Origin of the sequence: Streptomyces sp. NPDC087844, from assembly GCF_044742785.1 — a bacterium.
Taxonomy (GTDB): domain Bacteria; phylum Actinomycetota; class Actinomycetes; order Streptomycetales; family Streptomycetaceae; genus Streptomyces.
On record NZ_JBIUVD010000025.1, the window covers coordinates 1 to 22041 of the forward strand.

7 protein-coding genes are annotated in these 22041 nt (G+C 71.3%); 4 read left to right on the top strand and 3 right to left on the bottom strand.

Annotated elements, in window-relative coordinates:
* The 3 genes from ACIOKD_RS34890 to ACIOKD_RS34900 all read right to left on the bottom strand — a co-directional run.
* The coding region (locus ACIOKD_RS34890) for a type I polyketide synthase (protein ID WP_402091934.1) at nucleotides 1-1688 on the bottom strand (1688 nt) is incomplete at its 3' end.
* 48 nt (nucleotides 1689-1736) lie between these two features.
* Nucleotides 1737-16337, bottom strand: a complete 14601-nt coding sequence (locus ACIOKD_RS34895; protein WP_402091935.1) for a type I polyketide synthase — start codon at nucleotides 16335-16337, stop codon at nucleotides 1737-1739.
* Nucleotides 16327-16899: a hypothetical protein gene (locus ACIOKD_RS34900; protein ID WP_402091937.1), complete on the bottom strand. Its 573-nt coding sequence runs from the start codon at nucleotides 16897-16899 to the stop codon at nucleotides 16327-16329. Before ACIOKD_RS34900 ends, ACIOKD_RS34895 begins: the two co-directional genes overlap by 11 nt.
* A 506-nt stretch (nucleotides 16900-17405) precedes the next feature.
* Between ACIOKD_RS34900 and ACIOKD_RS34905 the strand changes: the two genes are divergently transcribed.
* From ACIOKD_RS34905 to ACIOKD_RS34920, 4 genes are read left to right on the top strand one after another with little or no spacing between them, the layout of a single operon-like run.
* Nucleotides 17406-18320 (top strand): putative sugar O-methyltransferase, encoded by a 915-nt coding sequence (locus ACIOKD_RS34905; protein WP_402091938.1) that lies wholly within the window; start codon nucleotides 17406-17408, stop codon nucleotides 18318-18320.
* Complete coding sequence (locus ACIOKD_RS34910) at nucleotides 18317-19321, top strand: NAD-dependent epimerase/dehydratase family protein (protein ID WP_402091940.1); 1005 nt, start codon at nucleotides 18317-18319, stop codon at nucleotides 19319-19321. Before ACIOKD_RS34905 ends, ACIOKD_RS34910 begins: the two co-directional genes overlap by 4 nt.
* Nucleotides 19318-20622: a lipopolysaccharide biosynthesis protein RfbH gene (gene rfbH / locus ACIOKD_RS34915; protein ID WP_402091941.1), complete on the top strand. Its 1305-nt coding sequence runs from the start codon at nucleotides 19318-19320 to the stop codon at nucleotides 20620-20622. The genes ACIOKD_RS34910 and rfbH overlap by 4 nt, the downstream gene beginning before the upstream one ends.
* Nucleotides 20619-22016, top strand: coding sequence for an NDP-hexose 2,3-dehydratase family protein (locus ACIOKD_RS34920; protein WP_402091943.1), 1398 nt, complete (start codon nucleotides 20619-20621; stop codon nucleotides 22014-22016). Before rfbH ends, ACIOKD_RS34920 begins: the two co-directional genes overlap by 4 nt.
* Nucleotides 22017-22041: the final 25 nt, after the last annotated feature.

Sequence of the window (22041 nt, forward strand, 5' to 3'; positions counted from 1 at the left end):
ACGGCCGTGCCCTGCACCACGCCCGGATGCGGCTCACCCGCCGCCAAAGCCTCCAGACCGGCCAGCAACTCCGTACGGCCATCGCCGATCACCACGGCACGGTGCTCGAACACCGACCGCGTCGTGGCCAGCGACCACCCCACCACCACGGGATCGATCGCCGGAGCACCGGCCACTCGCGCCACCAGCGCCGCAGCCTGCCCCCGCAACGCCTCGTCACCACGCCCCGACACCACCCACGGCACCACCCCGGCCACACGACCACCCTCGTCGGCCTCGGGCGGTACCGGCTCGCCCGGCGCCTCCTCCAAAATCACATGCGCGTTCGTCCCACTGATCCCGAAGGCCGACACCCCCGCGCGACGTGGCCACTCCGCGTCCGGCTGGTGCCGCCAGCCGACGGGGTCGGTCAGCAGGCGTACGGCGCCCGAGTCCCAGTCGACGTGCGGGGTGGGCTCGTCGATGTGGAGGGACGCGGGCAGTACTCCGTGCCGCAGCGCCATCACCATCTTGATCACACCCGCCACACCCGCCGCCGCCTGGGTATGCCCGATGTTCGACTTCACCGACCCCAGCCACAGCGGCCGGCCCTCCGGCCGGTCCCGTCCGTACGTGGCCAGCAGCGCCCCCGCCTCGATCGGGTCACCCAGCGTCGTACCCGTGCCATGCGCCTCCACCACATCGACCTGATCAGGAGTCAACCGAGCGTTGGCCAGCGCCTGGCGGATCACTCTCTCCTGGGCGGGGCCGTTGGGCGCGGTCAGGCCGTTGCTCGCACCGTCCTGGTTGATCGCCGAGCCACGCACCACCCCCAGCACCCGATGACCGTTGCGCCGCGCCTCCGACAACCGCTCCAGCACCAGCAGGCCGACGCCCTCGGACCAGCCGGTGCCGTCCGCGCCCGCGGCGAAGGACTTGCAGCGGCCGTCCGGGGCCAACCCCCGCTGCCGGGAGAACTCGATGAAAGCACCGGCCGTGGCCATCACCGACACCCCGCCCGCCAGCGCCAGATCGCACTCGCTCTCCCGTAACGACCGGCAGGCCAGGTGCATCGCCGTCAGGGACGAGGAGCACGCGGTGTCGACCGTCACCGCCGGGCCCTCCAGCCCGAGCGTGTACGAGACCCGGCCCGACACCACGCTGCCGAGGTTTCCGGTGCCGACGTAACCCTCGACATCGCTGGTCAGATCCCCGATGAAGGAGAGATAGTCGTGCGAGCTCACCCCGGCGAACACACCGGTCTCGCTGCGCCGCAGGGCCTCACGGGGCAGCCCGGCCCGTTCGAACGCCTCCCACGCGCACTCCAGCAGCAGTCGCTGCTGCGGGTCCATCGCCACGGCCTCGCGCGGGCTGATGTCGAAGAACGCCGCGTCGAAGTCGACGGCGCCCTCGCAGAAACCGCCTTCGGTCACATACGTGGTCCCGGGGTGGTCGGGATCCGGGTCGTAGAGCACCTGGGCGTCCCAGCCCCGGTCGGTGGGGAAGTCCGAGACGGCGTCACCGCCCTCGGCCACCAGCCGCCACAGATCCTCGGGGGACCGTACGCCCCCCGGATAGCGGCAGGCCATGCCGATGATCGCGACGGGTTCCGGCTCCCGTGACTCGGCCTCGCGCAGGTGTCGGCGGGTCTGGCGCAGCTCGGCGGTGACCCACTTGAGGTGGTCGAGGAGTTGTTCCTCATTCGGCATGGAAGTCCACGCTCCTAGTCGCGACGCGGAGTATCGGGATCACCGGGCTCATGACTTTCCGAACTCGTCGGAGATGAGGTCGAAGATGTCCTCCGCCGTGGCCGCCTCCAGATCGCGGTGGGCGGCGGAATGCCCGACGTCGGCTGTCGTCCCGCCCCCGCTCCACTTGGCGAGCAGCAGTTCCAGCCGCTGGGTGATCCGGCGTCTGGCGGCGGCGTCGAGCGCGGTGGGTTCGACGGTCGCGTCCCACCGGTCGAGGCCGGAGAGCACCTGCCCTTCGGACGCCGTCCCCTCCTCGACGAGGTGTTCGCGGAGCAGGTCGGCCAGGGCGCTGGGCGAAGGGTGGTCGAACACGAGGGTCGGCGGGAGGCCGAGCCCGGTCGTGGCGTTGAGACGGTTGCGGAGTTCGACCGCGGTGAGAGAGTCGAAGCCCAGCTCCTTGAGCGGCTGGCCCGGCGGTACGGCGTCCGGGCCGGGATAGCCCAGCACCGCGGCCACGGTGGCCTGGACATGCCGGAGCAGGAGATGACGCTGCTGCTCCGCGGTGGCGGCGACGAGCTGCCGCAGCAGCGCGTGCCCGCCGGGCTCGTCCCCGTCTCCTTCGGCGGACTCCTGCTCGCCGGGCCCGGCCAGGTCGGAGAGGAGGGGGCTGGGGCGGCGCGTGGTAAGGGCGGCGGCGAACTTCCGCCAGTCGATGTCGGCCACGGCGACGGTCGTGTCGCCCTGGGTGAGTGCCTGCTGGAGGGACTTGAGGGCCAGGTCCGGGTCGAGCGGCGAGAGCCCCCGGCGGCCGAAGTAATTGACGGCCGTCCGGTCGGACGCCATGCCCGAGTCGCCCCAGGGACCCCAGGCCACACTGGTGGCGGGCAGCCCGATCGCTCTGCGGTGTTCGGCGAGCGCGTCGAGGTAGGCGTTCGCCGCGGCGTACGCGCCCTGGAGGCCGCTTCCCCAGGCAGCGGCGCCGGAGGAGAACAGTACGAAGTCGCTCAGCTCCAGATGCCGGGTCAGCTCGTGCAGATGCCGGGCGGCCTCGGCCTTGGGCCGCAGGATGTCGTCGATGTGCGGCAGGTCCAGCTCCGCGAAGGGGGCGTTCTCCGGGATGCCCGACGCGTGGAACACGGCGGTGAGCGGATGTTCGGTGGGGATCTCGGCCAGCAGCTCCCGCAACGCCTCGCGGTCGGATGCGTCGCAGGAGACGACGGTGACCTTCGTGCCCAGCGCCTCCAGCTCCGTCACGAGTTCGTCGGCGCCGGGCGCCTGTGGACCGCTGCGGCTGGCCAGGAGCAGATGCGGCGCGCCCCGCTCCGCCAGCCAGCGCGCGATCCGCCCGCCGATGCCGCCGGTGCCGCCCGTGATGAGCGCGGTGCCTGCGGGGCGCACGTCGCCGGTGCCGTTGACGTCGGCGCCGTTCGCCCTGGTGCCGTTGGCGCCGCTGCCGTTCGTACCGGTGGCCGGCGCGTCGGCGGTGGGTGCGGCGGTCGTGGACACGTCGACGATGGGTGCGCGGTGCAGTCGGCGGGCGAAGGCGCCCGTGGGCCGTACGGCGAGTTGGTCCTCGGGCTGGTCATGGGCGAGGAGGGCCGCCAACCGGTCGGACGCGGCGTCGTCGAGGGTACCGGGCAGGTCGATCAACCCGCCCCAGAGCTGCGGTTCCTCCAACGCGGCGACCCGGCCGAGTCCCCACACCTGTGCCTGTACGGGGCTGGGCAGGGGATCGCCGGGCGAGACGGCGACCGCGCCCTGGGTAAGGCACCACACGGGCGTCTCGATGTCCGCGTCCCTCAGTGCCTGGACGAGCGCTGTGGTGGCGGCCAGTCCGACCGGAACGCGGGAGGGGGCGGTATGGGGAGCCTCGTCGAGAGCCAGCAGGCTGACGATGCCCTCCGGGGGGATCTCCGCGTTCCACTCCTCCAGGAGCGCCGTCAGCCTCGCGCGGTCCGTATCCACGGCCGCCAGGACGCGGACCTCGGCGGTGGCGCCGTGGCCGCGCAGTGCCCCGGCCGCCACGGGCACCGCGGGGTGCTCCTCGTACCCGGCGGGTACGAGGAGCAGCCACGCCCCGGACAACGGCGTAGGGGCCGCCGGTTCGGGCACCGGCGTCCAGACGGCGCGGTACCTCCACGAGTCGAGCAGGGTCCGCTCCCGGTGCCGGCGGCGCCAGTCGGAGAGGATCGGCAGAGCGGGCAGCAGGCTGTTCATGGCGTCGCTGTCGGCGCCGAGGCGCAGCGTGCCGGCCAGCGCGTCGGCGTCCAGTTCCTCGATGGCGTGCCACAGGCGGGCCTCCTCGGGGTCCCGCGCCTCTCCGGTCCGGCCGGTTCCGGCGGCGGGCGGCTCCACCCAGTACCGCCGGCGCCGGAACGCGTACGTCGGTAGCGGGACCACGCGCGGGGCGGGCTCCGCGGGGAAGACGGTGGACCAGTCGATCCCGGCCCCCGCGGCGAAGGCCAGCGCCAGGGCCCGCAGCACCTGGGTGAGGCCCCCTCGGTCCCGCTGGAGGGTGGGCACCGCAGCCGCCGAGACACCGGCCTGTTCGAAGCACTCCTGCATGCCGACGGTCAGCACGGGATGGGCACTGGCCTCGACGAAGATCCGGTGCCCGTCGTCAAGCAACGCCTGGATGGTCTCGGCGAACCGTACGGGCTCGCGCAGATTGGTCACCCAGTAGTCGGTGTCCAGCTCGGAGGTGTCGAGGGGACCCGCGGTGACCGTCGAGTAGAACGCGACCTCCCCCTCGGTCGGCAGAACACCCGCCAGCGTCCCGGTCAGCTCGTCCTTGAGCCGGTCGATCTGTGCGCTGTGCGAGGCGTAGTCGACGTCGATCAGTCGGGCCCGGAGCCCTTCGGCCTCGGCGCGGGCCACCACGGCGGCGACCGCCTCGGGCGGGCCCGACACGACGGTGGAGGACGGCCCGTTGACCGCGGCGATCCCCACCTGCCCGTCGACCAGGGCCAACAGGTCGGCCGCCCGCTCCCGGTCCATCGCCAGGGAGGCCATGGCGCCACCGCCCGCGAGCTGCCGCAGCGCCTGGCTGCGCAGCGCGACGATCCTCGCGCCGTCCTCCAGCGACAGAGCGCCTGCGACGCACGCGGCGGCGATCTCACCCTGGCTGTGACCGACGACCGCGCTGGGTGCCACACCGTGGTCGGCCCAGACGGCGGCGAGGGAGACCATCGTGGCCCACAGCACGGGCTGCACCACATCGACCCGGTCGAGACCGGCCTCCGCCCCGTTGCCGCGGAGCACGTCGCCGAGCGACCAGTCCACGTACGGCGCGAGCGCCCACTCGCACTCGGCGATCCGCTCCGCGAACACCGTCGAGCACTCCAGCAGTTCGGCACCCATTCCGACCCACTGCGCCCCCTGCCCCGGGAAGACCAGCACCGGGCCCGCGCCCACCGCCACCGCCGCCTCGCCGCGGGTGACCACTGCGGAGTGCGGCTCACCGGCGGCCAGCGCCCGTATCCCCGCCATCAGCTCGTCGCTGTCCTCGCCGACCACCACGGCCCGGTGTTCGAACGCGGACCGGCTGGTGGCCAGGGACCATCCGACCTTCAGGGGGGAGAGCCCCGGGGCGGCGGCCACATGATCGGCCAGCGCCGCGGCCTGACCGGACAGCGCCTCGCCACTGCGCGCGGACAACGCCCACGGCGTCGCGCCCAGCGGTGGCTCGGTGCTCTCCCCGGCCAGGGATCCAGCGGGCTCCGGCTCGCTCGCGGAGGCCCCGGGTGCCTCGCTGCCGGACGCCTCGATCCCGTACGGCCCGGTCGTGGAGGCGTCGCCCGGATGCGGCGTCGCCTCGGCGGGCCGGGGAGCCTCCTCCAGGAGCAGATGCGCGTTGGTGCCGCTGATGCCGAACGCCGACACGCCCGCGCGGCGCGGTCGTTCCCCGCGCGGCCATGCGGTCCGCTCGGTGAGCAGGTGCACGGCGCCGGACCTCCAGTCGACGTTCGGGGTGGGCTCGTCGATGTGGAGGGAGGCGGGCAGCACCTCGTGCCGCATCGCCATCACCGTCTTGATGACACCGGCCACTCCGGCGGCGGCCTGGGTGTGCCCGATGTTGGACTTCACCGAGCCGAGCCACAAGGGATGGCCGTCGGGGCGCTCCTGTCCGTACGTGGCCAGCAGGGCCTGCGCCTCGATCGGGTCGCCCAGGGCCGTGCCGGTGCCGTGTGCCTCCACCACGTCCACTTCGGACGCCGACAACCGCGCGTTGGCCAGTGCCTGGCGGATCACCCGCTGCTGCGAGGGGCCGTTGGGCGCGGTGAGGCCGTTGCTCGCGCCGTCCTGGTTGGTGGCGGATCCGCGGATCACGGCCAGCACCTGGTGGCCGTTGCGCTCAGCGTCCGAGAGGCGTTCGAGGAGCAGCAGACCGGCACCCTCGCCCCAGACGAGGCCGTCGGCTCCCGCGGCGAACGCCTTGCAGCGCGCGTCGGCGGACATTCCGCGCTGGCGGGAGAACTCGACGAACGCGCCGGGCGTCGCCATGACCGTCACCCCGCCGGCCAGAGCCAGGGAGCACTCGCCCTGTCGCAGGGCCTGCCCCGCGAGATGGGTTGCCACGAGGGACGACGAACAGGCGGTGTCCACCGTCACGGCCGGGCCCTCCAGCCCGAAGGTGTACGCGACCCGGCCGGACACGACACTGCCGATGTTGCCGGTGGCGACATAGCCCTCCACGTCGCTGGGGGTGATGTTGGTGAGCGACAGATAGTCCTGCGAGGTGACACCGGTGAACACACCCGTGCTGCTGCCGCGCAGCACCTCACGGCTGATCCCGGCACTCTCGAACGTCTCCCAGGCCGTCTCCAGCAGCAGCCGCTGCTGCGGGTCCATGGCCAGCGCCTCGCGCGGACTGATACCGAAGAACTCCGCGTCGAACCCGGTGGCGTCATGGACGAAACCGCCCTCGCGCACATAGCTGGTGCCGGGGTGGTCGGGGTCCGGGTCGTAGAGGAGGTCCAGGTCCCAGTTGCGGTCGGTGGGCATCGCGGTGATGGCGTCCCGGCCGGCGTCGACCAGCTCCCACAGCGCCTGCGGATTCCGCGCGTCGCCGGGGAACCGGCAGGCCATGCCCACGATGGCGATCTGCTCGTCATGCGCGGCGACGGTCGCGGTCCGCTCGGCGGTGACCGCGGCCCCGCCCGTGAGCGTCTCGCGGAGGAGGACGGCGACCGCTTCGGGCGTCGGGTGGTCGAAGACGAGCGAGGGCGGCAGGTCCAGCCCGGTCGCCTCACCGAGCCGGTTGCGCAGCTCCACCGCTGTGAGGGAGTCGAATCCCAGCTCCTGGAACGGCTGCCCGGACGGTACGGCATCGGCGCCGGAGTGGCCGAGCACCGCTGCCGCCTGCGTCTGCACGAGACGCAGCACGGTGTGATGCCGCTGGGCAGGTGAAGCCTCGGCGAGCCGGCGCCGCAGCGCGCTCTCCGCACCGCCGCCCGTACGGTCCTGGTCCGTTCCCGTCGCGTCGTCGCGCCCGCCGGACACCGGCGAGGACTCGGCCGCTTGGTCACTGAGGAGCGGACTGGGTCGCTGGGTGGCGAAGGCGGCGGGGAACCTCTCCCAGTCGATGTCGGCGACGGTGAGCGTGGTCTCCCCGTGATCGAGGGTGTACTGCAGGGCGGCGATGGCCCGCTCGGGGGGCAGCGGGGTGAGGCCCAGATGGGCGAAGTAGGAGACGGCAGTGTCGTCGGCGGCCATGCCGATCTCGCCCCAGGGGCCCCAGGCGATGCTGGTGGCGGGGAGGCCGAGGGCGCGTCGGTGTTCGGCGAGTGCGTCGAGGTAGGTGTTCGCCGCCGCGTACGCGCCCTGCTGACCGCTGCCCCACGCGGCGGCACCCGAGGAGAACAGCACGAACGCGCTCAGCGGCAGATGCCGCGTCAGCTCGTGCAGATGGGTCGCGGCCAGCGCCTTGGGCGACAGCACCTCGCCCAGGTCGGAGATCTCGGTGGCGTCGATGGCGGCGATATCGGCGGTGCCTGCTGTGTGGAAGACGGCGGTGAGGGGGTGGGTGGTGGGGATGGTGTCGAGGAGGGTTTGGAGGGCGGTGCGGTCGGAGGTGTCGCAGGAGGTGATGGTGACGGTGGTGCCGAGGGCGCGGAGTTCTGCGGTGAGGGTGTCGGCGTTCGGTGCGTCGGGTCCTCTGCGGCTGGCGAGGAGGAGGTGCGGTGCGCCGTTGTGTGCCAGCCATCGGGCGAGGTGTGTTCCCAGGCCGCCGGTGCCGCCTGTGATCAGGGTGGTGCCTTGGGGGGTCCATTGGGTGTGGGGGGAGGTTGGTGCGGGGGCTTTGCGCAGGCGGCGGGCGTAGGTGCCGGAGAGGCGTAGGGCGGTCTGGTCTTCGGGGTGGTGTGGGGTGAGCAGTGCGGCGAGGTGTGTGGGGGTATGGGTGTCGATGGTGTCGGGCAGGTCGATGAGGCCGCCCCAGCGTTGTGGGTGTTCGAGTGCTGCGACGCGTCCGAGGCCCCATATGTGGGCTTGTTGGGGGTGGGGGAGGGGGTCGGTCGGGGAGACGGCGACCGCGCCCTGGGTCAGGCACCACAGTGGTGCTTCGACCTGGGTGTCGCCCAGGGCTTGGATCAGCGCGGTCGTGGCGGCCAGCCCAGCCGGCACGGCGGGATGGCCGGGGTGCGCCGCTTGCTCCAGGGCGAGCAGGCTGAGCACGCCCACCGGTGTCACGACCGCGGTCAACTCCGATATGAGCCGGACCAGGCCCTGGCGGTCGGCCTTGGCAGGGACGACGGCCCGGGTGACGGCAGAGGCCCCATGCGCGTCGAGCGCCCTGACGGCGGCGTCGACGACGGGATCCGAGTCACGCCCCGAGGGGACGAGCACCAGCCAGGTCCCGCTCAGGGCGGGAGCCGAGGTCTTGGAGAGACGCTTCCAGTCGATGCGATGGCGCCACGCGTCCACGGCGGCGCGCTCGCGACGCTGCCGCCGCCAGGCCGACAGCGTGGGCAACAACTCACTGAGCATGGGCTGCTGTTCGTCGGAAGAACCGAGAGTACGGGTGAGGGCCTCAAGGTCACCCTGCTCCACCGCGTCCCATAACGGGGAGTCGTCCAGCCCTTCGGAGGCGACCGACACCGCGTCCGGGCCGGCAGGCAGCCAGTAGTGCTCGCGTTGGAAGGCGTATGTCGGGAGTTGGACCGTGTGCGGTGCCGGGTCGGTGGGGAACCAGCCTGCCCAGTCGATGTCGGTTCCGTGGGTGTGCAACTGGGCGAGGGCACGGGTGAAGGCGTGGACTTCGGGCTGCCTGTGGGTGAGGGCCGAAAGCACCAGCGGTGCGGGACGCTCGTCAGTGGCCCTCTGTGTGTGGTGCAGGGTGTGGTGGTGCTGGAGGGTGTGTTGGGTGGCGGTGGTCAGGACGGGGTCGGGTCCCAGTTCCAGGAAGGTGCCGGTGTCGGGGGCGAGGTGGATGACCGCGGGAGCGAACAGGACCGGCCGGCGGATGTGGCGGGCCCAGTAGGCGGGGGTGGTGATCTCCTCGCCGGCGGGCAGGCCGGTCAGGTTGCTGATCAGCGGCAGCACCGGCCGGTGACAGTCCAGGTCCGTTATCGCCTCGGTGAACTCCTGCAGCATGGGTTCCATCAGCATGGAGTGGAAGGCGTGACTGACCGTCAGCGCCTTGGTCCGGCGGCCCCGCCCGGCCCACAGCGCACCGAGACGTGCCACGTCCTCCGTCGGCCCCGAAATCACCGTACTGGTCGGGGTGTTGACGGCGGCGACGCTCACCCGCCCCCCGCACCCGGCAAGATCCTCCTCAAGTTCCGCGGCGCTCGCCTCGATCGCGGTCATCGCCCCGCCCCGCGGCAGCGCGCCCATCAACGTGGCGCGCGCGGCGACGAGTCGGCAAGCGTCGCGCAGGTCGAAGACCCCGGCGACATACGCGGCGGCGATCTCCCCGACCGAGTGGCCCACCACCGCGTCGGGGCGTACTCCTGCCGATTCCAGCAGCCGTGCCAACGCCACCTGCAAGGCGAACAGTCCCGCCTGGGCGTAGGTGGTGTGGTCCAGCAGTCCTTCATGGCCCGGTACGCCGGTGAAGACGACCTGGCGCAGCGGATGCTCCAGCTCCCCGTCCAGATAGCCGCACACCTCGTCGAACGCGGCAGCAAAGACCGGGAAGCGCCCATACAGCCCCGCACCCATCCCCACCCGCTGACTGCCCTGACCACTGAACAGGAAAACCGTCCCACCCCCCTGCACCACCGCACCAGGCACGGTCACCACATCGGGGTGGGCGTCACCGGCCGCCAACGCCCGCACACCCGCGACCAGCCCCTCACGACGGTCACCCAGAACCACCGCCCGCCGCTCGAACACCGACCGCGCCGTGGCCAGCGACCACCCCACCCCGACAGGCGTCAGCCCCGAATCGGCATCCACCCACTCGGCCAACGCCCCAGCCTGACCACGCACCGCCTCGTCACTGCGCGCCGACACCACCCACGGCACGACATCTTGGGCGGGCTCGTTCTGCGGCTGTTCGGGCTCGCCGGCCCCGGCGGGCTCCCGCGGCGGCTGCTCCAGTATCACGTGGGCGTTGGTCCCGGAGATTCCGAAGGAGGAGACTCCCGCCCTGCGCGGGCGGTCGTCGTTCTCCGGCCACTCCACCGGTTCGGTCAGCAGGGACACCGCCCCCGACTCCCAGTCGACGTGCGGGGTGGGCTCGTCGACGTGGAGGGACGCGGGCAGTACTCCGTGCCGCATCGCCATCACCATCTTGATCACACCCGCCACACCCGCCGCCGCCTGGGTATGCCCGATGTTCGACTTCACCGAGCCCAGCCACAGCGGGCGGTCCGCGGGCCGATCCTGGCCGTACGCGGCCAGCAGCGCCCCCGCCTCGATCGGATCACCCAGCGTCGTCCCCGTACCATGCGCCTCCACCACATCGACGTCCGACGCCGACAGCCCGGCCCGCACCAGCGCCTGTCCGATCACACGCTCCTGTGACGGACCGTTCGGGGCGGTCAGACCGTTACTGGTGCCGTCCTGGTTGACGGCGGAGCCCCGGATGATGCCCAGCACGCGATGTCCGTTGCGCTCAGCGTCCGAGAGGCGTTCGAGGAGCAGCAGGCCGGCGCCCTCGCTCCAGCCGGTACCGTCGGCGGCGGAGGCGAAGGACTTGCACCGGCCGTCGGTCGCCAGTCCGCGCTGACGGGAGAATTCCACGAAGGTGGCGGGCGTCGCCATCACGGCCACCCCACCGGCCAGCGCCAGCGAACACTCGCCCTGGCGCAGCGCCTGGCCCGCCAGGTGCATGGCCACCAGCGCCGAGGAACAGGCGGTGTCCACGGTCACGGCCGGGCCTTCGAGCCCGAAGGTGTACGCGAGACGGCCCGACATGACGCTGGGGGTGCCGCCCGCGAGCAGATAGCCCTCCACGTCTGGCGCCGAGGAACTTCCGCCCGCGCCGTAGCCCTGGAAGGTGCCGCCGGTGAAAACACCGGTGCTGCTGCCGCTCAGCGCCGTGCGGTCGAGACCGGCGTTCTCGAACGTCTCCCAGGCTGTCTCCAGCAGCAGCCGCTGCTGCGGGTCCATGGCCAGCGCCTCACGCGGGCTGATGCCGAAGAATCCGGCGTCGAAGCCTGCGGCGTCGTAGAGGAAGCCACCTTCGCGTACGTAACTCGTGCCGTGGTGGTCAGGGTCCGGGTGGTAGAGCGCGTCCAGGTCCCAGTGCCGGTCGGTCGGTAGCTCCGCGATGGCGTCCCTACCCTGGGCGACCAGGTCCCACAGCTCCTCGGGGGACCGTACGCCGCCTGGGAAGCGGCAGGCCATGCCGACGATCGCGATGGGCTCGTCGTCGGCGGCGAGGGCCGGTGCGCGTGTGGTGGCGGTCGTACGGACACCGGCCAGTTCCGAGCGCAGATACGCGGCGAGCGCCTTGGGAGTGGGGTGGTCGAAGACGACTGCGGGCGGGAGGCTCCGACCGGTGAGTGTCGTGAGCCGGTTGCGCAGCTCGACGGCGGTGAGGGAGTCGAAGCCCAGTTCCTGGAATGGCCGGCCGGGCAGGATCGCCGAGTGCTCGGGGTGGCCCAGCACATTCGCGGCATGGCTCTGGATGTGGCGCAGCAAGGTGTGGAGCTGCTGCGCCGGAGTGCTGTCCGCCAGCTCCTGGTGCAGCGGGCTCGTGAGCGCCGCGGAAGGCTTTGAGCTGGTGTCGGTCGCGTCGTTCGCCGTACGGGCGAGTTCACTCAGCAGCGGACTGGGGCGCTGAGCGGTGAAGGGGACAGGGAACCGCTCCCAGTCCACGTCGGCGACCGTGAGGGTCGTGTCACCGTCACTGAGCGCCCTGTGCAGACACACGGTGGCCGGCGCCGTGGCTAGCGGGGACAGGCCGCGCTTCCTGAGGTACGCGAGGGTGCTGTCGTCGGCGGCCATGCCGATCTCGCCCCAGGGGCCCCAGGCGATGCTGGTGGCGGGGAGGCCGAGGGCGCGTCGGTGTTCGGCGAGTGCGTCGAGGTAGGTGTTCGCCGCCGCGTACGCGCCCTGCTGACCGCTGCCCCAGGTGGCGGCGTTCGAGGAGAACAGCACGAAGGCGCTCAGTGGCAGATGCCGCGTCAGCTCGTGCAGGTGGGTCGCGCCCTGCGTTTTGGAACGGAGCTGACGGTCGAGGCTCTCCGCGTCGAGTCCGGCGACCGGGCCGGTCTCGGCGGTGCCTGCTGTGTGGAAGACGGCGGTGAGGGGGTGGGTGGTGGGGATGGTGTCGAGGAGGGTTTGGAGGGCGGTGCGGTCGGAGGTGTCGCAGGAGGTGATGGTGACGGTGGTGCCGAGGGCGCGGAGTTCTGCGGTGAGGGTGTCGGCGTTCGGTGCGTCGGGTCCTCTGCGGCTGGCGAGGAGGAGGTGTGGTGCGCCGTTGTGTGCCAGCCATCGGGCGAGGTGTGTTCCCAGGCCGCCGGTGCCGCCTGTGATCAGGGTGGTGCCTTGGGGGGTCCATTGGGTGTGGGGGGAGGTTGGTGCGGGGGCTTTGCGCAGGCGGCGGGCGTAGGTGCCGGAGAGGCGTAGGGCGGTCTGGTCTTCGGGGTGGTGTGGGGTGAGCAGTGCGGCGAGGTGTGCGGGGGTATGGGTGTCGATGGTGTCGGGCAGGTCGATGAGGCCGCCCCAGCGTTGTGGGTGTTCGAGTGCTGCGACGCGTCCGAGGCCCCATATGTGGGCTTGTTGGGGGTGGGGGAGGGGGTCGGTCGGGGAGACGGCGACCGCGCCCTGGGTCAGGCACCACAGTGGTGCTTCGACCTGGGTGTCGCCCAGGGCCTGGATCAGCGCGGTCGTGGCGGCCAGCCCAGCCGGCACGGCCGGGCACGAGGGGAGTGTCCGTTCGTCCAGAGCGAGCAGGCTCACGACTCCGGCGTGCGGCGCCGTTCCGTCGTCGCCATGGTCGGCGCAGAGTTCCCCGAGGGCGGAACGGTCGGCCTCGATGGCGTCCACGGAGCGGACCCGGGCTTCGGCGCCGTGCTCGCGCAAAGCTTGGAGGACCGTCAGGACAGCAGGATCCTCCTCCTGCCCTTCGGGTACGAGGACGAGCCATGGCCCGGTCAGCGTCGGCGTCCCGGTCGCGGACAGTGGGGTCCACGCGATCCGGTAGCGCCACGATTCCAGCGCCGCGTCCTCCCGGCGCCGACGCCGCCAGGCCGACAGGATCGGCAGCGCGGGACGGAGCGTGTCGAACTCGGCTCCGTCGTCGCCCAGCCGCAGGGTGGCGGCCAGAGCCTCGGCGTCGCCCTCCTCGATGGCCCGCCACAGCCGGGTTTCGTCGGCGTCGCGCTCTCCGCCGCCCGCACCTGAGCGGTCGGGCGCGGCCGGCCAGAAACGCTCGTGCTGGAACGCGTACGTGGGCAGCGCCACGATGCGCGGACGGCGGGCCTCACAGTCGATGAGGGGCGCCCAGTTCACATCGGCGCCGGAGAGATGGACCCTGGCCAGCGCTTGGAGCAGACCGGTCACCTCGGGCCGCTTACGGCTCAGCGCCGCCACGGTCGGCGGCTCGATCCCGTCGTCCCGGGTATCGGCGATGTGGTGGTGCTGAAGGGTGTGTTGGGTGGCGGTGGTCAGGACGGGGTCGGGTCCCAGTTCCAGGAAGGTGCCCGTGTCGGGGGCGAGGTGGGCGATCGCGGGAGCGAAGAGAACGGGCTGACGGATGTGGCGTGCCCAGTAGGCGGGGGTGGCGATCTCCTCACCGGCGGGCAGGCCGGTCAGGTTGCTGATCAGCGGCAGCACCGGCCGGTGACAGTCCAGGTCCGCGACCGCCGCGGTGAAATCCTCCAGCATCGGCTCCATCAGCACGGAATGGAAGGCATGACTGACCGTCAGCTCCTTCGTCCTGCGCCCCCGCCCGGCCCACAGCGCACCGATCCGCGCCACCTCCCGCGCCGGACCGGAAATCACCGTACTGCTCGGGGTGTTGACGGCGGCGACACTCACCCGCCCCCCGCACCCGGCAAGATCTTCCTCAAGCTCCGCGGCGCTCGCCTCGATCGCGGTCATCGCCCCGCCCCGCGGCAGTGCGCCCATCAACGTGGCACGCGCCGAAACCAGACGACAGGCATCCCGCAGACCGAACACCCCCGCCACATGCGCCGCAGCGACCTCCCCCACCGAATGCCCCACCACCGCATCGGGCCGCACCCCCGCCGACTCCAGCAGCCGCACCAGCGCCACCTGCAACGCGAACAGCCCCGCCTGCGCATAAGTGGTGTGGTCCAACAACCCCTCCCGGCCCGGCACCCCGGCGAAGACCACCTCCCGCAGCGGATACTCCAACTCCCCGTCGAGATACCCGCACACCTCGTCGAACGCGGAAGCAAACACCGGGAAACGCCCGTACAGACCCGCCCCCATCCCCACCCGCTGACTGCCCTGACCACTGAACAGGAAAACCGTCCCACCCCCCTGCACCACCGCACCAGGCACGGTCACCACATCCGGGTGCGGACGGCCCTCCGCCAGTTCGCCCAGACCGGTCAGCAACCCGGCCCGGTCCTCACCCGTCACCACCGCGCGATGCTCGAACACCGGCCGCGCCGACACCAGTGACCACGCCACATCGCGTATGTCCACGCTCTGCCCGGAGTCGGACTCGGACCCGGGCTCGGACCCGGGCTCCGCCCTCGCCGACAGATGCTCGCCGAGCCGCCGAGCCTGGTCACGCAGCGCCTTCGCCGTACGTCCGTACAGCACCCAGGGCACCGCCGTGCCCGCGCCGACCGGACCCGAGTCCTCCTCCGGCGCTCCACCGGTGGCCTCGGAGGGTTCCGGCTGCGATCGTTCCGGTGCCTCCTCCAGGATGGTGTGCGCGTTGGTGCCGGAGATGCCGAACGACGACACCCCCGCCCGGCGCGGGTGTTCCGCGCGCGGCCAAGCGGTGTTCTCCCGCAGCAGTTCGACGGCGCCTGTGCTCCAGTCCACCTCGTGGCTCGGCTCGGTGATGTGCAGCGAGGCGGGCAGCAGCCCGTGCCGCATCGCCATCACCATCTTGATGACACCGGCCGCTCCGGCGGCCATCTGCGTATGACCGATGTTCGACTTGACCGAGCCGAGCAGCAGCGGCCGTCCGTCGGGCCGGTCCTGGCCGTACGCCATCAGCAGCGCCTGCGCCTCGATCGGGTCGCCCAGCGACGTACCGGTGCCGTGCGCCTCGACCGCGTCGACCTCGGACGCCGACAGCCGCGCGTCGGCCAGCGCGTCGGCGATCACCCGCCGCTGCGCCGGGCCGTTCGGGGCCGTCAGCCCGTTGCTGGTGCCGTCCTGGTTGATCGCGGAGCCGCGGATGACGGCGAGCACCCGGTGGCCGTTGCGCTCGGCGTCGGAGAGGCGCTCCAGCAACAGGATGCCGACTCCTTCGGACATCGTCATGCCGTCGGCGTCCGCAGAGAACGCCTTGGACCTGCCGTCCGGCGCGAGTACGCCGAGGTCGGCGAAGCCGACGAACGGCGCCGACGACGACATCACCGCGACACCGCCGGCCAGGGCCATGGAGCACTCGGACCGGCGCAGGGACTGGCACGCCAGGTGCATGGCGACCGAGGCGGAGGAACAGGCGGTGTCCACCGTCACCGCGGCCCCCTCCAGGCCGAGGAGGTACGCCACGCGACCGGACACGACGCTCGCCGTGTTGCCGATGGTGAAGTATCCCGCGGAGCCGTCGGGCACCTGGGAGGGGTCGGAGTAGTAGTCGAGGTGGTCACAGCCGATGAAGGTGCCGGTGCGGCTGCCGCGGAGCGCGTGCGGGTCGATACCCGCGTGCTCGATGGCCTCCCAGGACACCTCCAGCGCCAACCGCTGTTGCGGCGCCATGCCGAGGGCCTCGCGGGGCGCGATGCCGAAGAACGCGGCGTCGAACGCCGTGACATCGTCGACGAAGCCGCCCTGGCTGGTGTACGTCGTGCCGGGTTGCCCGGGGGCGCCCTGCCGGAGCGAGTCCAGGTCCCAGTTGCGGTCGGTGGGGAAGCCGCCGACTCCGTCGCGGCCCCGGGCCACGAAGTCCCACAGCTCCTCCGGCGATGTCACCCCGCCGGGGAAACGGCAGGCCATCCCCACGATCGCGACGGGCTCCCGGCCGGCCGCCTCGACATCCCGCAGCCGCCGCTGTGTGGAACGCAGATCCGCGGTGGCCCGTTTGAGGTAGTCGAGGAGTTTCTTTTCGTCACTCGCCATGGCCGGCCTTGCTGCGTCGGCACAGGTAGGTGAGCTGGAAGGTGAATCCATTGCTGAAGGTCAGCGTCTGGACGTCCCGGTATCGGTCGCCGTCCAACGGGGTGATCTCGTCGTCCACCGTCGCCCGGTTGCCCTTGGCCGTGCCGTCGGCGCTGGGCGCCTCGATCAGCAGATAGGAGCCCGAGAACTTCAGCGCACCGTCCTGCGGGGTGGGTGACTCGGCGGTCCCCGAGCTTCCCCAGTCGTCATGGAACTGCATGACGTACTTCCCGTCCGCCGGGTTCCAGCCGAAGATCTGACGGCTGTGCAGGTTGTCGGCGGGGATCGTGGTCAGGGAGTCGTAGTAATGGCCGCTCAGCGCGCGCTTGGTGCTCGTGAGGACGACCTTCTCCTCCTGCTGGCCCGGCGGGGTGTAGACACATGTGAAGGAGCCCAGCAGGAAGTCCAGATCGCGCATCCGGGGTGGCGGGGGAAAGGGCTTGTCCGGGCGTGCCGCCGTGCCCTTGCCGCCGCCTGCGCTGTCCCGGGCGGTGGGCTCCGTGTGTCCGACCGGTGCGATCACCGCCAGAATCAACGCGGCGCTGATGAGAACCAGGGGAGCGTTCCGGATCCATGTCCGCCATGGCGCGTGCGGCTGAGTCCGGCCTGCTTGCCCATGGCGCGATTCCAGAATGTTCACTCTCGACTCCACAGATCGCCGCTGACGGTGCGTCCGCCACTGTCGGGGCGGCCTCTAAAGAGCGCCTAAGGCAGTGCCGTGACTCCGCTGGTGATCTCGGGTGGTCAGGTGATGGCGATCCCGCTGTGGTGCGGGGGGTTGGAAAGCGGGGTGCCCGGCGGGCCGATGGGGCGGTGTCGTACCAGTTGGCGAGACGGCTGGGTTGCAGGTCATGGGGGTCAGGACGTGCTGCACATGGGTGCGGGCCGGGCCCCGGTGGCGGGTTCCGCCCATCGGAGGACTCCGCAGCCGGCGCCGTGTCGTCGAGCGTTAGGCCAGCTTTAGAGGCGTCGCCGACGCTGCACCGGCCGGGATGTGAGACCCATCAAGAGTGTGATCGGGAGAGTGGGATGACACAGAGTTTTCAGGCGAGCAGGCAGTGGGAGCGCATCAGCGAGCTCTGGGTCACCGAAGAGGCTTCCGTGGATCTGACGGACTTCAAGTCGGACCGGGTCAACTACAAGATCTCACTCTGGGACCCCCGGACGAACGGCATCAGGTATCTGAAGGCCCTGGTGTACGAGCTGGCCACACGGCTGGAGCCGGAGGACTGGGAAAGGATCCAGAAGGTCCCGAACCGCGAGGTGGGAAATCCCGTCACGGTGCGTGTCGACGGCAAGAGCGTGTGTATGGACTATCTGCAGGCGTCGCTGGAGATCGGCTTCATCGAGAAGGAGGTCGAACTGCGGGGCGCCAGGGTCATGGAGATCGGCGCCGGATACGCGCGTACCTGCCATGCGATGCTGTCCAACTACGACCTCGACGAATACTGCATCGTCGACCTGAAGAACACCATGATGCTCAGTCGGCGCTATCTTCGAGAGGTCCTGGACGACGAGCAGTTCGCCAAGGTGCGTTTCGTTGAGGTCGGAGACATCGGGGCCGAGTTGGAGTCATCCCGTTTCGATCTGTGCATCAATGTGCATTCCTTCACGGAGATGACCCCCGCCACCGTCGACGCGTATCTCGCGCTGATCGATGAGAAATGCTCCGCCTTCTTCGTGAAGAATCCCGTCGGCAAGTACATCGACAAGAGCATGGACGGCTATCTGGAAGGCGACGAAGCCGTGCAGATGGCGCTGGAGAACGGCCCTCTGAGGAAAGTGCTGGACATCCACGACAGTGAGGCCGTGGAGGCGGCGGTGCCGGAGTTCATCTCCGCCTACCGGCCCGCCGACGGTTGGACCTGTGCCGCGGACGGGCGGGGAGTTCCGTGGAGTTACTTCTGGCAGGCCCTCTACCGGAAGAGCGGCAGCCATTCGTGACCGGCGGAGACCTCACCGGCCTCCCGGTCCTCGTGCTCGGCGGCTCCGGATTTTTGGGGCGGCACATCTGCGCGGCGTTCACCGCCGCGGGCGCCCGGGTCGTGCGTGTCCGCCGCACCGCGCACGAGGAAGCGGACAGTGGGTGCCGCACCGTGGCCCTGGACCTCATCGAGGCGCCCACTCGGCAACTCGCCCAGCTCTGCGCCCGTACGCAGGCCCGTGTGCTGGTGAACGCGGCGGGCGCCGTATGGGAGGGCACCGAGCAGCGGATGACCCAGCTCAACACCGATCTGGTGGGCCGGCTCACGGAGGCTGTCGCCGCCCTGCCCGAGCGGCCCAGGCTCATCCAGCTCGGCAGCGCCTACGAGTACGGCCCGGCCGCTCCCGGCGTGGTGATCGACGAGACCTGGCCGCCCGCGCCCGCGACCGTCTACGGCCGCACCAAGCTGGACGGTTCGCAGACCGTCGTACGAGCCGCCGACGCGAGCCGCGTGGAGGCCGTGGTGCTGCGGGTCTCCGTGGCCTGCGGCCCCGGGGCGCCCCCCACCAGCCTGCCCGGGATCGTCGCGGCCCATCTGGCGGCGGGACGCGGTGAACTGCGGCTCTCGCCGCTGCGCGCCCATCGGGATCTGGTCGACGTCCGGGATGTCGCCGAGGCGGTGCTCGCGGCGGCCAGGGCACCGGCTGCCGTCCTCGGTGGCGTCGTCAACGTCGGCAGCGGCGAGGCCGTGCCCGTACACCGGGTGGTCGAACTGATGATCTCGCTGAGCGGGCGCCGGCTCAGCGTCGTGGAGGAGCCGACGGGCCGGGAGAAGCGGGGGGACGCGCAGTGGCAGTGCCTCGACATCTCGCGGGCCAGGCGGCTGCTCGGCTGGGCACCCCGCCGCACTTTGGAGGACTCGCTGGGCGATCTGCTCGCCGCAGTGGGCGTCCCGGCCGTCCGCCTCGCCGGACGGCAGTCGGAAGAAGCCCCGGAGGGCCGAGAGAAGGACGGCAGATGAGCGAGCGGACCGCACACATACTCGACGAGGTGCGCAAGCACCACCAGGACAGCCAGGACGGGCGGGGCTTCGTCCCCGGAGTCACCGAGATCTGGCCGTCCGGCGCCGTACTCGACGAAGAGGACCGGGTGGCGCTGGTCGAGGCCGCCCTGGAGATGAGGATCGCGGCGGGCCGGACCTCCCGCAAGTTCGAATCGGACTTCGCGCGCTGGATGAAGCGGCGCAAGGCGCATCTGACCAACTCCGGGTCCTCGGCCAACCTCCTCGCCGTCGCGTCACTCACCTCGCATCTGCTCGGCGACCGCCGCCTCCGCCCCGGCGACGAGGTGATCACGGTGGCGGCAGGCTTCCCCACCACCGTCAACCCCATCCTTCAGAACGGACTCGTCCCGGTCTTCGTCGACGTCGAACTGCGGACGTACAACACGACCGTTGAACGGGTGGAGCGGGCCATCGGGCCGCGCACCCGGGCGATCATCATGGCGCACACGCTGGGCAACCCCTTCGAGGCGGCGGAGGTGGCGCGGCTCGCCGAGGAGCACGACCTCGTGCTGATCGAGGACACCTGCGACGCGGTGGGCTCCACCTACGACGGACAGCTCGCCGGGACCTTCGGCGAGCTGGCGACCGTCAGCTTCTACCCCGCCCACCACCTCACCACGGGGGAAGGCGGCTGTGTGCTCACCTCGAACCTCGCGCTGGCCCGGATCGTGGAGTCCCTCCGGGACTGGGGGCGCGACTGCTGGTGCGAACCGGGGGAGAGCGACACCTGCCGCAAGCGCTTCGGCTACCAGATGGGCACGCTCCCGGCCGGGTACGACCACAAGTACATCTTCTCCCACGTCGGCTACAACCTGAAGTCGACCGACCTCCAGGCGGCGCTCGGGCTGAGCCAGCTCGGCAGGCTGGACATGTTCTGCTCCACTCGGCGGCACAACTGGCGGCGGCTGCGCGAGGGGCTGGACGGCGTGCCCTGGCTGGTGCTGCCCGAGGCGACCCCCCGCAGCGATCCGAGCTGGTTCGGATTCGTGCTGACCGTCGACCCGAAGGCCCCGTTCAGCAGGGCGGAACTGGTCGGCTTCCTGGAGAACCGGAAGATCGGCACCCGGCGGCTGTTCGCGGGGAACCTGACCCGCCACCCCGCCTACCTGGACCGCCCGCACCGCGTCGTCGGCGATCTGGCCAACAGCGACCTCATCACCGACCAGACGTTCTGGATCGGCGTCTACCCGGGACTCACGGACGACATGATCGACTATGTGATCTCCTCCGTCACCGACTTCGTAGAGGCCCGGCGGTGACCAGTACCGCGGCCGTGCGGGCGCTGACCCGGCAGCGGGAGGAGACACGTCTGCCCGGGCGGCTCGCCCGGTCGGCGGCGACGTCCCGTGGGCGTACGGCCCGTACCGACGAGATCCTGGAGTGGGTCGAGCGGCGCCGCCGGGAGATCCCGTTCTCCGTGGACCGCATCCCCTTCGGAGAGCTGGACGGCTGGTCCTTCGAGAAGCACACCGGCAATCTCGTCCACCGCACCGGCCGGTTCTTCACCGTGGAGGGGCTGCGGGCCTCCGTGGGCGACCCGCCGGACGCCGCGTGGCGCCAGCCGATCCTGTGCCAGCCGGAGATCGGCATCCTCGGCATCCTCGGCAAGGAGTTCGACGGCGTCCTGCACTTCCTGATGCAGGCCAAGATGGAGCCCGGGAACCCGAATCTGCTCCAGCTCTCCCCGACCGTGCAGGCCACCCGCAGCAACTACACCAAGGTGCACCGGGGCGCGGCCGTACGCTATGTCGACTACTTCACGGACCCCGGGCGGGGCCGAGTGCTGTCGGACGTGCTCCAGTCCGAGCACGGCTCGTGGTTCTACCGCAAACGCAACCGGAACATGATCGTCGAAGTGAGCGAGGCCGTACCGGAGCACGAGGACTTCCGGTGGCTGACCCTCGGCCAGATCGCTGAGCTGCTCCACCGGGACCTCGCCGTCAACATGGACGCGCGCTCGGTCCTGGCGGGCCTGGCCGGCCGGTACCCGTCCCGGGCGCGGCACTCCGACACGGAGCTGCTGTCGTGGATCGCCGCCGAACGCGCGGCCTTCCCCGTACGTGCAGAACGCGTCCCCCTCGCCCAAGTACCCGGCTGGACACGGGGCGTCTCCCGCGTCGAGGAGGAGCACGGACGCTACTTCACGGTCGTCGCGGTATCGGTGCGGGCGGGCAGCCGCGAGGTCGGCCAGTGGACACAGCCCCTCATCGAGCCGTGCGGCGAGGGGGTCGTCGCCTTTGTGACCCGCGAGATCGAGGGTGTGCCGCACGTACTGGTCAGCGCCCGCGCGGAGGGCGGCTTCCGGGACGTCGAGCTGGGCCCCACCGTCCAGTGCACCCCCGGCAACCACGGACGTCTCCCCGCCGCCGGACGGCCGCCCTTCCTGGACCTGGTGTCGGACCCCGACCCGTCCCGCGTGCGCTACTCGGCGTTGCACTCGGAGGAGGGCGGCCGGTTCCTCAACGCGGTCAGCCGCTATCTGGTGCTGGAGGCCGATGAGAGCCAGGCGCCGCTGCTGCCGCCGCCGGGGTTCCGCTGGGTGGCCCTCGGCCAGCTCGCGGAACTGGCCCGGCACAGCCACTACGTCAACGTGCAGGCGCGCTCCCTGCTGAGCTGCCTCCACGCCATGTTCCTGCGCGGCGGCGCCCGCTGAGGGACGAGGGGGACGAGGGGAGCGT